Genomic DNA, 13,231 nt, shown 5'->3' with positions numbered 1-13,231 from the left:
GGGGTCCCGGCCCTCACCAAGATCGCCAGGCCGCCGTCGAGCACCCGCTCGACGGCGGCTTTCGCGTGTTCACGGAGTCCGGGCGCGGGAGCGGAGTTGTTCACGCACCGGAGGGAAGGGCGTGTAGTAGATTAGACGTTCTGCGCAGGACGGGCGCAGGACTGTCAGCCCGCAAGAAACCGTCAGCCGCAATGCGACACAGGCTGATAAAACACGCTATCCAGAAATGAGGCACGTTGTCAAGCCCCTCCGATGACCTCCGGCTCGCGGAAACCGAGTCGGAGCAGGAATACGTGTCGATGCTGTACGGCAGGCTGGACGACCTCCGCGAGCAGAGCTCGAAGCGCCTGGCCGGGGCGTTGCGGCAGACCGGCGGGACGCACCAGATGCGCTCCGAGCGGGACACCTCGGTGGCCCTCTACTCCGACCAGCTGGCGCAGTACAGCGCGGTGGAGAACGGGTTGTGCTTCGGCCGGCTCGACTTCCACACCGACGAGCGGTTCTACATCGGTCGGATCGGCTTGTTCGACGAGGACAAGGAGTACGAGCCGCTGCTGATGGACTGGCGCGCGCCGGCCGCCCGCCCGTTCTACCTGGCCACCGCCGCCGCGCCGGAGGGCGTGCGCCGGCGCAGGCACCTGCGGACCAAGCAGCGCAAGGTCGTCGGGTTCGACGACGAGGTGCTGGACATCAACTCGGTCGACCTCGACCGCCGGTCCGAGGGCCTGACCGGCGAGGCCACCCTGCTGGCCGCGGTGAACGCGAGCCGCACCGGCCAGATGGGCGACATCGTCGCGACCATCCAGGCCGAGCAGGACAAGATCATCCGCACCGAGCTGAACGGCGTGGTCGTCGTGCAGGGCGGTCCGGGCACGGGCAAGACGGCGGTCGCGCTGCACCGCGCCGCGTACCTGCTCTACACGCACCGGCGGCAGTTGGCGAAGCGCGGCGTGCTCGTGGTCGGGCCGAACGCGACGTTCCTGCGCTACATCGGGCAGGTGCTGCCGTCGCTGGGCGAGACGGGCGTGCTGCTGTCGACCGTCGGCGAGCTGTTCCCCGGCCTCACCGCGGTCGGCCGCGAACCCGCCGAGGTGGCCGCGGTGAAGGGCCGCATCGAGATGGCGGACGTGGTCGCGCACGCGATCCGGGACCGGCAGGAGGCGCCGAGCCTGGTCGAGGTGCCGTTCGACGGTGACGTGCTGCGGCTGGACCGGCGGTCGATCAGCGACGCCCGCGGGCGGGCGCGGCGCACCAGGAGACCGCACAACGAGGCGCGGCGGACGTTCCAGCGCGAGATCATCTCCACCCTGGCGTCGCAGGCCGTGTCCCGGCTGGGCAGGCACCTGCTGGACCAGGCCGACATCGATGACATCCGGCGCGAGCTGCGCGAGGACACCGCCGTGCAGGCCGCCGTCGAGAAGCTGTGGCCGACGCTGTCGCCCCAGCGGCTGCTCGAAGACCTGTACGCGTCGCCGAAGCTGATCGCCAAGGCCACGCCGAAGCTCTCCCCCGCCGAGCGCGAACTGCTGGCCCGACCGCGCGGTGGCGAGTGGACCCCCGCCGACGTGCCGCTGCTGGACGAGGCGGCGGAGCTGCTCGGCGAGGACGACACCGAGGCCAAGGCGCGGGCCGAGCGGCAGCGGCGGCAGGCGATCGACTACGCGCAGGGCGTGCTGGACATCCTCGACCTGGAGGACGACGCCGACCCGGACCTCCTGATGGCGACCGACCTGGTCGACGCCTACCGGTTGGCCGAGCGGCACGGCGCGGAGCGCTACGAGACGGCGGCCGAGCGCGCGGCGGCGGACCGGACGTGGACGTTCGGGCACATCATCGTGGACGAGGCGCAGGAGCTGTCGCCGATGGCGTGGCGGACGTTGATGCGCCGGTGCCCGTCCAAGTCGATGACCGTGGTGGGCGACATCGCGCAGACCGGCGACATCGCGGGGGCGTCGTCGTGGCACGACGTGCTGTCGCCGTACGTGATGGACCGCTGGAAGCTCACCGAGCTGACGGTCAACTACCGGACGCCGTCGGAGATCATGGCCGTCGCGGCGGACGTGCTGGCGTCGGTCGACCCGGACCTCGCGCCGCCGACCTCGGTGCGGGACAGCGGTTTCGCGCCGTGGAGCCTGCGCGCGACGTCCCTGGTCGAGGCGCTGCCGCCGGTGGTGGGCAAGGAGGTCGCCGCGATCGGTGACGGCAAGCTGGCGGTGATCGTGCCGGCGGCGTCGGTGGCGTCGCTGCGCGCCGCCGTGCCGGGCGCTTCGGACGACCTCGACGCGCAGGTCGTGGTGCTGGCCGTGACCGACGCGAAGGGCCTGGAGTTCGACTCGGTGCTGGTCGTCGACCCGGCGGGCATCCTCGCCGAGTCACCGCGCGGCGCGAGCGACCTGTACGTGGCGCTGACCCGGGCCACCCAACGGCTCGGCGTCGTGCACCCGGGCGAGCTGCCGGAGGTGCTGGGCAGGTTGGCTACCGTGTGACCGGTGACCGGTTTAGAGGCGGCCGCGGGCCGCACCGCAGCCAAGGTCGGCGGCAAGCTCTTCGGCGCCGCGAAGCAGTCCCTCGCCCGGAAGCGGGTACGCCGTGACAGCCGCGCGCTGACCGCCGTCAGGGTCGCCGACGAGTTCATGGCCTCGTTGGACGGCCCGCAGGCCGAGCGGGTGCTGCGGTACCTGGAGTCCCCGGACTTCGAGGAGATCGCCCTGCAACTGACGCTGTGGCGGCTGCTCCAGGACAAGAAGGCCGAGGAGATCGAGCCGACCGTTCGCGAGGAGATCCGGCAGGGCCTGCGGCACGCGGCCGACCTGCGGCCGGAGCAGCTGACCACCGGCGCCGACGTGGTGGCGGCGTCGCTGCTCGTCGCGGTGCAGGAGGAGTCCAAGGGATTCCAGGGCCGTGACGTCGACAAGGCCACCGCGGCGGGCGTGGCGCACCTCGCCGCCGCGGCGACCGCGAACACCCAGCTGTTGGCGCGGCTCGGGTCGTTGGCCGAGGTCCACCGGTTCGCGGAACTGCTGCGCAGCCAGGTCGCCGAGGAACACGCGGTGATCCGGATGCCGCACCTGGGCCTGCACCGGTCCGTGCCCTACTCGCGGTTGTACGTACAGCCCGCGCTGAGCGGTTTGGGCGACCTGACCACGCCCGGCCGCCGCTCGGTGATCCTGGGCGACCCGGGCGCCGGGAAGTCGACGTTGGCGGCCAAGCTGGCGTGGGACACCGCCACCGGCGACGACGGGCGCGTGCCGTTGATGCTGGTGCTGCGCAACTTCACGCCTTCGTTCCGCGAGGGCGGGCGCGGCCTGGTGTGGTACCTGCGCAAGTCGTGCGAGGAGCCGTACAACGTCACCCCTCCCGACGACGCGATCGAGTACCTGCTGGGCAACGGCCGCGCGGTCGTCATCCTCGACGGGGTGGACGAACTGGTCGAACCGGAACTGCGGCAGCGGTTCGCCCGGCTGGTGGAGTCGTTCACCCGGCTCTACCCCCTGGTGCCGGTGGTGGTGACCGCTCGCAAGATCGGGTACACCGACGCTCCACTCGACGCCAGGCTGTTCACCACCGGCGCCATCGAGGAGTTCGACGACGAACGGGTCGGGCGGTACGCCCGGTACTGGTTCGCGCTGAGTGAGACCGTGCCCCAGCGAGAACGGCAGACCTTGGCGGAGGCGTTCCTGCGCGAGAGCGAGTCGGTCGGCGAACTCCGCGCCAACCCGCTGCTGCTGGCGCTGCTGTGCAACATGTTCGCCTACGAGCACTACATCCCCGGCAACTTGGCGCAGGTCTACGAGAAGTGCGCCCTGATGCTGTTCGAGCAGTGGGACCACCGGCGCGGGCTGAAGGAGCTGCCTCGGTTCCAGGGCCGGTTGCGCAGTGCCGTCGGCTACTTGGCGTGGCAGCAGTTCACCGCCAAGTCGTCGGGAGTCGGCTGGCCGCGCGGGCAGGTGGTCCGGATGCTGACCCGGTTCCTGGAGAGCAAGGAGTACCGCCCGGACGAGGCCGAGGAGGAAGCCGAGCGCTTCGTGGAGTTCTGCTCGGGGCGTCCTTGGGTGTTAACCGACATCGGCGGTGGCGCCACCGAGGCACGGTACGGCTTCGCCCACCGGACCTTCATGGAGTACTTCGCCGCCGAGCACCTGGTGCGCACCAACCCCACGCCCGAGGCGCTGTGGTCGGCGCTGGAGCCGATCAACACCAACATGCAGTCCGCGGTCGTCGTCCAGATCGCGCTCCAACTGCTCGACGAGCGACAGGACGACGGTGCCAGCGAAGTCCTGCGGTTGATGCTCCGCCGCGCCAGCTACCCCACTATCGCACTCGCCACTCGAACACTCGGTTATCTGGTTCCGACGCCGGGGGTGCTCCGCTCCGTGGCCGAAGCCTTCGTGCGAAGGGTGATTTCGGAGCCCTTGGAGGACCTGTTCTTCATCTGGCGCAGTGATGGCTGGCCAGCCTTGGACAACCCGCTGATGACTGCCGTGGCAGGTGTTCTCCCGGCGAACGAGGCAATAGTGCGCGACACGGTCGCCGAGCAACTTCGCGATGCCGTGCAGCTCGGCAACCGAACGGCCGAGGTCCTGTGGCACCGCTTGTTCTCTGATGCTGCCGAGGAGGAAGACTGGCCCTCCGATCTGGAGGACACCCTCCGGAGGTTCGGCCCGAGGGCCGCCTACCTGTGGCAAGCGGCCGACCCGTTGATCGAGTCGGAACTGACGACGTGGTGCTCGGTAGATCCTCGGTTGTTCATCGATGCGGATCTGCCGTGGCTGTCCGGCCAGCGTTGGCGGGGTCGGCTGAGCGACAGAGCGGAAGGCATTCGGATTTTCCTGGACCTGTGGCAAGGACGTGGTTCGGAACTGCTGCTCCAACTCCCGGACCTGGAGTTCTACGAGCAGCAACCGGACCTGTACATCGACAGCAACGTACCCCGGTTGATGTTCGACTTGGTGGATGGCCGAAACGACGACCAGGCGCGGCGGCGGGCGTTGGCGACGATGAGCGAGATGGACGTGCCCGAAGAGGTTCGCGCTTTCCTCGACCGGTGGATGAGGCGGGAGTTCGACGTCATCGGGTGAAGGCGTAGCCGAGGGCGGCGGCGGTCAGGCCGAGGGCCAGGCTCGCGGCGACGTTGGCCAGGGCTTGGAGGTAGCGGCCGTCCTCGGTCAGGCGGACGGTCTCGTGGCTGAACGTGCTGTAGGTCGTCAGACCGCCGCACAGGCCGGTGCCGACCAGGGCGAACAGGTCCGGTGACGTGCCGGCGACGCAGCCGAGCACGAACGAGCCCACGACGTTGACCGCGAGGGTGGCCCAGGGGAACGTCCGCCGGACCAGCCGGCCGGCGGCGTACCGCAGCGATGCGCCCACCGCCGCGCCGACGAAGACCAGCACCACCGTCATGGCCACACCTTGCGGGTCGCGGCCATGGCGGTGAAGGTCGCGCCCAGCGCCAGCAGCAGGGTGCCGGACAGGTACGCCAACGCCGTCAGCCCACCCAACCGCACCGCGTCCAGCGCGTAGCCCGAGAACGTGGTGAAGCCGCCGAGCACGCCGATGCCGAGGAACGGTCGGGCGAGCGGGTGCAGGCGTGGCACCAAGACCATCAGGACACCGATCAGCGCGCAGCCGACGACGTTGATCAGCAGCGTGCCCCACGGACCCGGTACCAACGCGGACAGGCCGTGCCGCGTCACGCCGCCGATGCCGCCGCCCAGGGCGACGGCCGCGACGGTCCGGGCCTCAGTTCGCACGCAGGTGGTCCACCAGGTGGTCGAGGGCGGCCAGGGCGCGGACCACGTCGGCGCGCTCGGCCGGGTCGAGCTTGTCCAGCGCCGACCCGATGCGCTTCTCGTGCGCGGACTGCCAGACGGCCAACTGCTCGTGCCCCTGCGGTGTCACGGAGAGCCGGGCCACGCGACGGTCGCTGGGGTCGCCGCCCCGCTCGACCAGACCGCTCTCGATCAGCTGGCCGACGAGCCCGCTGACCGTGTTCGGGGCCAGCCGCAACTCGGCCGCGAGGTCGCCCACGCGCATCGGGGGACGCTCGGCGAGCGTCTGGAGCAACTCGACCTGCGCCATCGGCAGGGAGTCCCACGGCCATTCCGACCGGATGCTCGTGCGCAGTGCCCGGCGGAGCCTCGTGACCACGTCGGTGAGCGAGCGTGCCTCGTCTGACATGCGCGAATGGTACTGGCTCGCGTTATGTCTGAGACCGAGATAGTCTGGGATCGATGAATCGTTCCCTGCGCTGGTTCGTCGCGGAGTCGCCCCGGCCGCGGCGGGTCGCGACCTGGGCCGGTGCGCCTTGGCTGGCCGTGGCCACGGTGTGCCTCGGCGCGTTCCTCGGCCAGTTCGACGCGAGCGTCGTCACACTCGCCCTGCCCGCATTGCGGGACGATTTCGGCGCGTCGCCCGAGTGGGTGTCGCTGGCGTACCTGTTGACGCTGGCCGCGTTCGTCGCGCCGATCGGGAAGTGGTCGGACCGGCGGGGCCGCAAGCTCGTGTACCTGTACGGGTTCGTGGTGTTCACCGGCGCGTCGGTCGCGTGCGCGTCGGCCCGGGACCTGGACGTGCTGATCGCGTTCCGGGTGGTGCAGGCGTTGGGCGCGGCGATGTTGCAGGCCAACAGCGTGGCGCTGGTGGTGGCGTCCGTGCCGCGCGACCGGATGCGCAGGGCGTTGGGCGTGCAGGCGACCGCGCAGGCGCTGGGGCTGGCGCTCGGTCCGACGGTCGGCGGCCTGCTGGTCGAGGCGTTCGGGTGGCAGTGGGTGTTCCTGGTCAACGTGCCGGTCGGCCTCGCCGCCCTGGTCGCGGGCCACTACCTGTTGCCGCGCACGCGTGAGCGGGGCAGCACGCCGGTCGACGGGGTCGCCGTCGTCCTGCTCGCCACGGCCACCACCGCGTTGCTGCTGGTGCTGTCCGGCGCGAGCCCGTTCCTGCTGCTGCTCGCGCTGCCGGCGGGCGTCGGCTACGTGTGGCGGGAGCCGCTGGTGCGGCGGGTCAAGGGCGGCCTGCTCGGCGCGACGTGCGGGTACCTGGTCCTCTTCGGACCGCTGGTCCTGGTGCCGTTCACGTCGGACCGCGGCCCGCTGGCGACCGGGTTGCTGCTCACCGCGCTGCCGGTCGGGTTCGCGCTCGGCGCGGCGCTGCCGTGGCGCGTGCCGCGAGCGGGCGCGGCGCTGTCCACAGTGGCCTGCGGGGTGCTCGCCTGGCAGGTGCACCCGATCGCGCTGGTCGCGCTGGGGCTCGGGCTGGGCCTCTTCATCCCGGCCAACAACGCGGCCGTGCTCGGCGCCCTGCCCCGAGGTGACGCCGGATCGGGTGGCGGTCTGGTGAACCTGGCCCGCGCGCTGGGCACCGCGCTCGGTGTGGCGGTGCCGCTCTTCGTCCACGCGCACTGGGGGCCGCGAGTGGCGTTCGGCACCCTCGCCATGATCGTTCTGGTGACGGCGTGTACGCCGATCGGGGTCAAGCTGCCTCGTCGCGGCCCGCGGGTTCGGCCCAATCAGTAGCCTCGCCCCGGCGGGGCGAGACCTCGGGCTGGCACACACACGGGTGAGGACGAGGTGGCGGATCGGCTGAGCTGGGTCCCCGATGACGTGAACACCGGGCTGCCCAGCGCCGCACGGCTCTACGACTACCTGCTCGGCGGCGGCCACAACTTCGCGGCCGACCGCGAACTGGCGGAGGAGTTCCTCCGCGCCCAGCCCAACGGCCGCACCATCGCCCGCCTCAACCGCGCGTTCCTGCGCCGGGCCGTGCTGCACCTGGTCGACGCGGGCGTGCGGCAGTTCCTCGACCTGGGCTCCGGCATCCCGACCGTCGGCAACGTGCACGAGATCGCGCAGAAGGCCGCGCCCGGGTCACGCGTGGTGTACGTGGACTTCGAGGACGTCGCGGTCGCCCACAGCCAGATGATCCTGGAGGGCGACGAGCGGTCCACCGTCCTCCGGCAGGACCTGACCGACCCGGACGCGGTGCTGGCGGGCGCCCGCGCCACCGGCCTGATCGACTTCGCCGAGCCGGTCGGCGTGCTCGCCGTCGGGGTGTTCCACTTCGTGCCGCCCGAGCGCGACCCGGCCGGCGTGGTCGCCGCGTACCGCGACGCCGTGGCGCCGGGCAGCCACCTCGCCCTCTCCCAGTTCAGCGACGACCTCCAACCCGAGGAGATGGCCGGCGTCGTGGCGGTGATGCGCGAGAGCCCGGACCCGATGTTCCCCCGCACCCGCGCCGAGATCACCGCCCTGTTCGACGGCTTCGACCTGGTCGAGCCCGGCGTGGTCCCGCTGCCCCGGTGGCGGCCGGAGGAGGGCTCCGTCGAGGAGGACGCCGACCGGGCGGGGATCTTCGCCGGGGTGGGGCGCAAGAAGTGAGCCGACATGTCGCCACGCGCTAGGACCCGGCGGCAGGGCATCGCGCGGGAGTGGATGCGGGCAGTCTACCCGACCGCGTACGTGCCGATGTCGCCGGTCGAGATCGAGCTGTACCTGCTCGAACTCGTGGACGTGATCGCCGACGCGGTCCAGGCCGAGCCGTTCGCCGCCGACCCCGTCGGCGTGGTCGGCCGGCGGCTGGTCGAGGCGCACTTCACCGGCCCGGAGACGTTGCAGCGCACGGTGGACGTGCTCGGGCACGCCCTGCTGTCCAGTCCCGAGCTGCGGGACGTGCCCAGGCTGCCGGAGAAGGTCGTCGCCATCCTGGGCGGCGTGAGCGCCGGCTTCGCCACCGCGATGCGGCTGGACGCGCTGGACCAGCAGGAAGAGGTCCAGCGCGCGCTGATGGCGGCCAAGCTGCGCGCCGAACGCGTGCTCGCGGTCAGCGAGGCCAGGTTCCGCGAGGTGTTCGACTCCTCCGCGTTCGGCATCGTGATCACCGATCTGCTGGGCCGGTGCGTCGAGGTGAACGAGGCGCTGGCCGGGATGATCGGCCGCGACCGGGGCGAGCTGGTCGGGCGGCGGCTGGTCGAGCTGTTCGACCCGGTCGACGCCGAGACGCTCGCGTCCAGGTACCAGGCGGTCGGCGAGGGCGGGCTGCGCGAGCAGCGGCGGCTGCTGCGCGAGGACGGCGAGCCGGTGTGGGTGCACCTGGCGGTGTCCTCGCTGCGCGACGCGGACGGCGAGCCCGCCTACCACGTGACCATGGTCGAGGACGTCAGCGAGCTGCACCTGCTGCAGAAGAACCTGGACTTCCAGCTGCTGCACGACCCGCTCACCGGCCTGTCCAACCGGCAGCGCTTCGCCACCCGGCTGGAGGCGCTGCACGGCACGTCACGTGGTGGGATCACGCTCTACCACCTCGGCCTCGACGCGTTCTCGCTGGTGAACAACGGCCTCGGTCACGCGTTCGGCGACCGGCTGCTCACCGAGGTCGCCCGCCGGCTCGAAGCACTGGTCCCGGACGACGTCGCGCTGGTCGCCCGGATCGGCGGCGACGAGTTCGGCATCGTGGTGGACAACTCGCCGACCACGCCGAGCGTGCCCGACATGGTCGACCTGATCAACGAGGCGCTGCGGGAGCCGATCGACGACGGCGTGGCCCCGTCCACGTCCATCGGCGTGGTCGACCGGCCGCCCGCCGGGTGGGACGTCGCGGAGATCCTGCGCGCGGGCGACGCGACCCTGCGCCGGGCCAAGGCGTGCGGCAAGCGGCAGTGGCTGCCCTACGACAAGCACGCCGACCAGCGGTGGCGGGAACGGCAGGCGCGGGCGGCGCGGATGCCCGGCGCGCTGGCCGGGCAGGAGCTGGAGGTCGAGTACCAACCGGTGGTCGACCTGGCCGGCGGGCGGGTGCTCGGCCACGTGGCCCGGCTGCGCTGGGACGAGGTCGGGCACCACGAGTGCGTCGAGCTGGCCGAGGAGACCGGGCTGTCGCTGGCGCTCGGCCAGTGGGCGCTGCACGAGGCCGCCGCCGTGGCGGCCGGGCCCGAGTCGTTCGGCACCCTGTACTTCGAGCTGTCGCCGATGCAGTCCCGCGACGAGGACCTGGTGCGCACGGTGAAGCGGACGTTGGACGACAGCGGTCTGCCCGCGGCCCGGTTGCAGATCTTCCTGGACACCCGGTCGATGCTCGAGGGCAAGGGCGACGACAACGCCCAGGTGTTGCGGGACAACGGCATCTCCACCGGGCTGACCCGGTTCAACGGCGGGCAGGCCGAGCTGTCGCTGTTCGGCGAGCTGCCGGTGGACGCGCTGGTCCTCGACCCGTCGATCGTGGGCAGGCTCGCCGAGCCGCACGGGTCGTTCCTGCACACCGCGGTGGAGCTGATGATCCCGCTGATCCGGGACTACGGGGTGGCGGTGCTGGTGCCCGACCTCTCCACGGAGGAGCGGACGGCGTGGTGGCGGCGGGTCGAGGTGGACGCCGCGTACGGCGACCACCTCGCGCCCGTCGTGCCGGGGTACGAGCTGTCCGGCTCCCAGACCTCCTAGACGTGCTTCACCGCGGCCAGCAGCTTGGTCAGCGACTCCTTGGCGTCGCCGAACAGCATGGTGGTCTTCGGGTTGTACAGCAGGCTGTTGTCCACGCCCGCGAAGCCCGGCCGCATCGAGCGCTTCATGAACACCACGGCCTTCGCCCGGTCCACGTCGAAGATCGGCATGCCGTAGATCGGGCTGCTCGGCTCGTCCCGGGCGCCGGGGTTGACCACGTCGTTCGCGCCGACCACCAGCACCACGTCGACGCTGCCGATGCCGGGGTTGACGTCGTCGAGCTCCTTGAGGTGCTCGTAGGGCACGTCCGCCTCGGCGAGCAGCACGTTCATGTGGCCCGGCATCCGCCCCGCGACCGGGTGGATGCCGTAGAGCACGGTGATGCCGCGCTGTTCCAGCACCTGCGCCAGCTCCCGCGCCGCGTGCTGGCCCTGCGCCACGGCCAGGCCGTAACCGGGGACCACCAGCACGGAGTGGGCGTACCCGAGCAGGATCGCCACGTCCTCCACCGTGCCGGAGCGGACGGTGCGCTGCTCGTCGGTGGTCGCGGTCGCCGCGGTCGCCTGGAACGCGCCGAACAGGATGTTGGTCAGCGGCCGGCCCATGGCCTGGGCCATCAGCCGGGTCAGGATCGTGCCGGACGCGCCGACGAGCGTGCCCGCGACGATCAGCAGGGTGTTGGCCAGCACGTAGCCGGACGCGGCGACGGCCAGCCCGGTGAACGCGTTGAGCAGCGAGATCGCGATCGGCACGTCCGCGCCGCCCACCGGCAGCACGAACAGCACGCCCAGCGCGAGACCCGCCACCGCCAGCAGCACCAGCAGCAGGCCGTTCCCGGTCAGCACTACCGCCAGCGCGAGCAGCGCGCTCACCGCGGCCGCGCCGATGCCGAGCAGCCGACCGGCGGGCAGCAGCACCGGCCGGGTGGTCATGACCTCCTGGAGCTTGAGGAACGTGACCACGCTGCCGGAGAAGCTGACCGAGCCGATCAGCACGGTGAGCACGGTGGCGAGCTGGAACGCCACCGAGCCGTGCGGCACGGCCAGGAACTCGGTCAACGCCACCAGCGCCGCCGCCGCGCCGCCGACGCCGTTGAACAGCGCCACCATCTGCGGGATGGCGGTCATCTTCACCGAGCGCGCCGCCGGGATGCCCACCACCACGCCCGCGACCACGGCGAGCACGATCAGCAGCCCGTTGTGCACGGCGCCGTGGACGTACGCCGTGACCACGGCCAGCGCCATGCCCGCCGCGCCGACCAGGTTGCCCGCGCGGGCGTGCTTCGGCGTGCTCAGGCCCTTGAGCGCCAGCACGAAGCACAGCGCGGCGACCAGGTACGCGAGCTGGACCCAGGTGGGGCTCACTCACCCACCCCCTCGTGCCCGTCGGTCCCGCTCTTGACGGGCCGGCCCGCCTTGTGGCCCTTGAACATCTCCAGCATCCGGTCGGTCACCACGAAGCCGCCGACCACGTTGACGGTGGCCAGGAAGACCGCGGCGAGGCCGAGCGCGATCTCCAGCGCGCCCTCGGCCCGGCCGGTGATGAGGATGGCGCCGACCAGGATCACGCCGTGGATCGCGTTCGCGCCCGACATCAGCGGCGTGTGCAGGATCGTGGAGACCTTCGACACGACCTCGAAGCCGACGAACACGGCCAGCACGAAGATCGTCAACAGGTCGATCACGGCAGCTCCCTCCTCAGCTCGCCCGCGTGCGTGAGGCAGCAGCCGGACAGCACCTCGTCGGTGAGGTCGGGGACCACCTGACCGTCCTCGGTCATCATCATGAGGAGGTTGGCCACGTTGCGCGCGTAGAGCCTGCTGGCGTGCACGGGCATGCCGCTGGGCATGTTCCGCGCGCCGTAGACCAGCACCTCGCCGACCCAGGTCTCCTCGCCCGGGCTGCTCGCGGTGACGTTGCCTCCGGACTCGGCGGCCAGGTCGACCACGACCGAGCCGGGCGCCATCGCCTTGAGCATGTCGTTGGTGACCAGCACGGGCGCCTTGCGGCCGGGAATGGCGGCGGTGGAGATCACCACGTCGGAGGCGGCGACCCGGTCCGCGATCAGCTCGCGCTGGCGTTCCAGGAACGTCTCCGACTGCGCTTCGGCGTACACGCCCTGCTGCGTTTCGAGGTCCAGTTCGAGGAACCGCGCGCCGAGGCTCTTGACCTCGTCCTTGGCCGCCGCGCGCACGTCGTAGGCCTCGACCACGGCGCCGAGGCGTCGTGCGGTGGCGATGGCCTGCAACCCGGCCACGCCCGCGCCGAGGACGAGCACCTTGGCGGGCGGGATGGTGCCCGCCGCCGTGGTGAACATGGGCAGGAACCTGGGCAGCCGGTTGGCCGCCTCCAGCACCGCCCGGTACCCCGCCACCAGTGCCTGCGACGACAGGGCGTCCGCGGACTGCGCCCTGGTCACCCGGGGTAGCAGGTCGAGGCTGAACGCGGTGACCTTGTTGGCCTTGAGCACCTCGATCAGCTCGGGCTCGCCGTGGGGTTGCAGGAAGCTGATCGTGATGTCGCCCTCGCGGAGGGCGGCGGCCTGCTCGGGGGTCGGTGGTTGGACGGAGACGATCACGTCGGACCGCCCGGCCGGGTGGTCGGCGATGACGTTCGCACCGGCTGCGCGGTAGGCGGCGTCCGAGGCGTGGGCGTGTCTGCCCGCTCCGGCTTGCACGTCCACCGTGAGTCCGGCACCGATCAGCGTGGTCACCGTTTCCGGTAGACCGGCTACGCGGCGCTCAGCGGGCCGCGCCTCGACGGGTATGCCCACTCTCACGGAGAGTCACCCTAGACCGCCGAAGG

General features: G+C 71.6%; 11 protein-coding genes. 5 read left to right on the top strand and 6 right to left on the bottom strand.

Annotated elements, in window-relative coordinates:
• Positions 1–236 precede the first annotated feature (236 nt).
• Both ACQPYE_RS07815 and ACQPYE_RS07810 read left to right on the top strand, forming a co-directional pair.
• Entirely contained in the window at positions 237–2,486 is a 2,250-nt protein-coding gene (locus ACQPYE_RS07815) for a HelD family protein (protein WP_498720263.1), read from the top strand.
• 3 nt (positions 2,487–2,489) lie between these two features.
• Complete coding sequence (locus ACQPYE_RS07810) at positions 2,490–5,078, top strand: NACHT domain-containing protein (protein WP_498720261.1); 2,589 nt, start codon at positions 2,490–2,492, stop codon at positions 5,076–5,078.
• On the opposite strand, the gene crcB is transcribed toward ACQPYE_RS07810, so the two are convergent.
• Genes crcB through ACQPYE_RS07795 form a run of 3 tightly spaced genes read right to left on the bottom strand, consistent with a single transcriptional unit; the run spans position 5,068 to position 6,177 of the window.
• Positions 5,068–5,400 (bottom strand): fluoride efflux transporter CrcB, encoded by a 333-nt coding sequence (gene crcB / locus ACQPYE_RS07805; RefSeq protein WP_498720259.1) that lies wholly within the window; start codon positions 5,398–5,400, stop codon positions 5,068–5,070. The two genes, ACQPYE_RS07810 and crcB, sit on opposite strands and share 11 nt — an antisense overlap.
• Positions 5,397–5,750, bottom strand: a complete 354-nt coding sequence (locus ACQPYE_RS07800) for a fluoride efflux transporter FluC (protein ID WP_498720258.1) — start codon at positions 5,748–5,750, stop codon at positions 5,397–5,399. The genes crcB and ACQPYE_RS07800 overlap by 4 nt, the downstream gene beginning before the upstream one ends.
• Entirely contained in the window at positions 5,740–6,177 is a 438-nt protein-coding gene (locus ACQPYE_RS07795; protein ID WP_498720257.1) for a MarR family winged helix-turn-helix transcriptional regulator, read from the bottom strand. The genes ACQPYE_RS07800 and ACQPYE_RS07795 overlap by 11 nt, the downstream gene beginning before the upstream one ends.
• Before the next feature lie 53 nt (positions 6,178–6,230).
• Here ACQPYE_RS07795 and ACQPYE_RS07790 point away from each other — a divergent pair, with 53 nt between their 5' ends.
• Genes ACQPYE_RS07790 through ACQPYE_RS07780 form a run of 3 tightly spaced genes read left to right on the top strand, consistent with a single transcriptional unit; the run spans position 6,231 to position 10,427 of the window.
• Positions 6,231–7,511 (top strand): MFS transporter, encoded by a 1,281-nt coding sequence (locus tag ACQPYE_RS07790; RefSeq protein ID WP_498720256.1) that lies wholly within the window; start codon positions 6,231–6,233, stop codon positions 7,509–7,511.
• A 54-nt stretch (positions 7,512–7,565) separates the two neighbouring features.
• Positions 7,566–8,372, top strand: coding sequence for an SAM-dependent methyltransferase (locus tag ACQPYE_RS07785; RefSeq protein WP_498720255.1), 807 nt, complete (start codon positions 7,566–7,568; stop codon positions 8,370–8,372).
• 6 nt (positions 8,373–8,378) lie between these two features.
• Positions 8,379–10,427, top strand: a complete 2,049-nt coding sequence (locus ACQPYE_RS07780; RefSeq protein WP_498720254.1) for an EAL domain-containing protein — start codon at positions 8,379–8,381, stop codon at positions 10,425–10,427.
• Here the strand turns inward: ACQPYE_RS07780 and ACQPYE_RS07775 are convergent.
• Genes ACQPYE_RS07775 through ACQPYE_RS07765 form a run of 3 tightly spaced genes read right to left on the bottom strand, consistent with a single transcriptional unit; the run spans position 10,424 to position 13,199 of the window.
• Positions 10,424–11,791 (bottom strand): NAD(P)(+) transhydrogenase (Re/Si-specific) subunit beta, encoded by a 1,368-nt coding sequence (locus ACQPYE_RS07775; RefSeq protein WP_498720253.1) that lies wholly within the window; start codon positions 11,789–11,791, stop codon positions 10,424–10,426. The two genes, ACQPYE_RS07780 and ACQPYE_RS07775, sit on opposite strands and share 4 nt — an antisense overlap.
• Positions 11,788–12,111, bottom strand: a complete 324-nt coding sequence (locus ACQPYE_RS07770; RefSeq protein WP_498720252.1) for an NAD(P) transhydrogenase subunit alpha part 2 — start codon at positions 12,109–12,111, stop codon at positions 11,788–11,790. The genes ACQPYE_RS07775 and ACQPYE_RS07770 overlap by 4 nt, the downstream gene beginning before the upstream one ends.
• Positions 12,108–13,199 carry a Re/Si-specific NAD(P)(+) transhydrogenase subunit alpha gene (locus ACQPYE_RS07765; RefSeq protein ID WP_498722860.1) on the bottom strand — a complete coding sequence of 364 codons (1,092 nt, stop codon included), beginning with the start codon at positions 13,197–13,199 and terminating at the stop codon, positions 12,108–12,110. The genes ACQPYE_RS07770 and ACQPYE_RS07765 overlap by 4 nt, the downstream gene beginning before the upstream one ends.
• Between the last annotated feature and the right edge of the window lie 32 nt (positions 13,200–13,231).

It is taken from the genome of Actinosynnema sp. CA-299493 (assembly GCF_050946825.1).
Classification (GTDB): Bacteria; Actinomycetota; Actinomycetes; order Mycobacteriales; family Pseudonocardiaceae; genus Actinosynnema.
The sequence above is the reverse complement of the archived record's forward strand: the minus strand, read 5'-3'. Positions and strand labels throughout refer to the sequence as shown.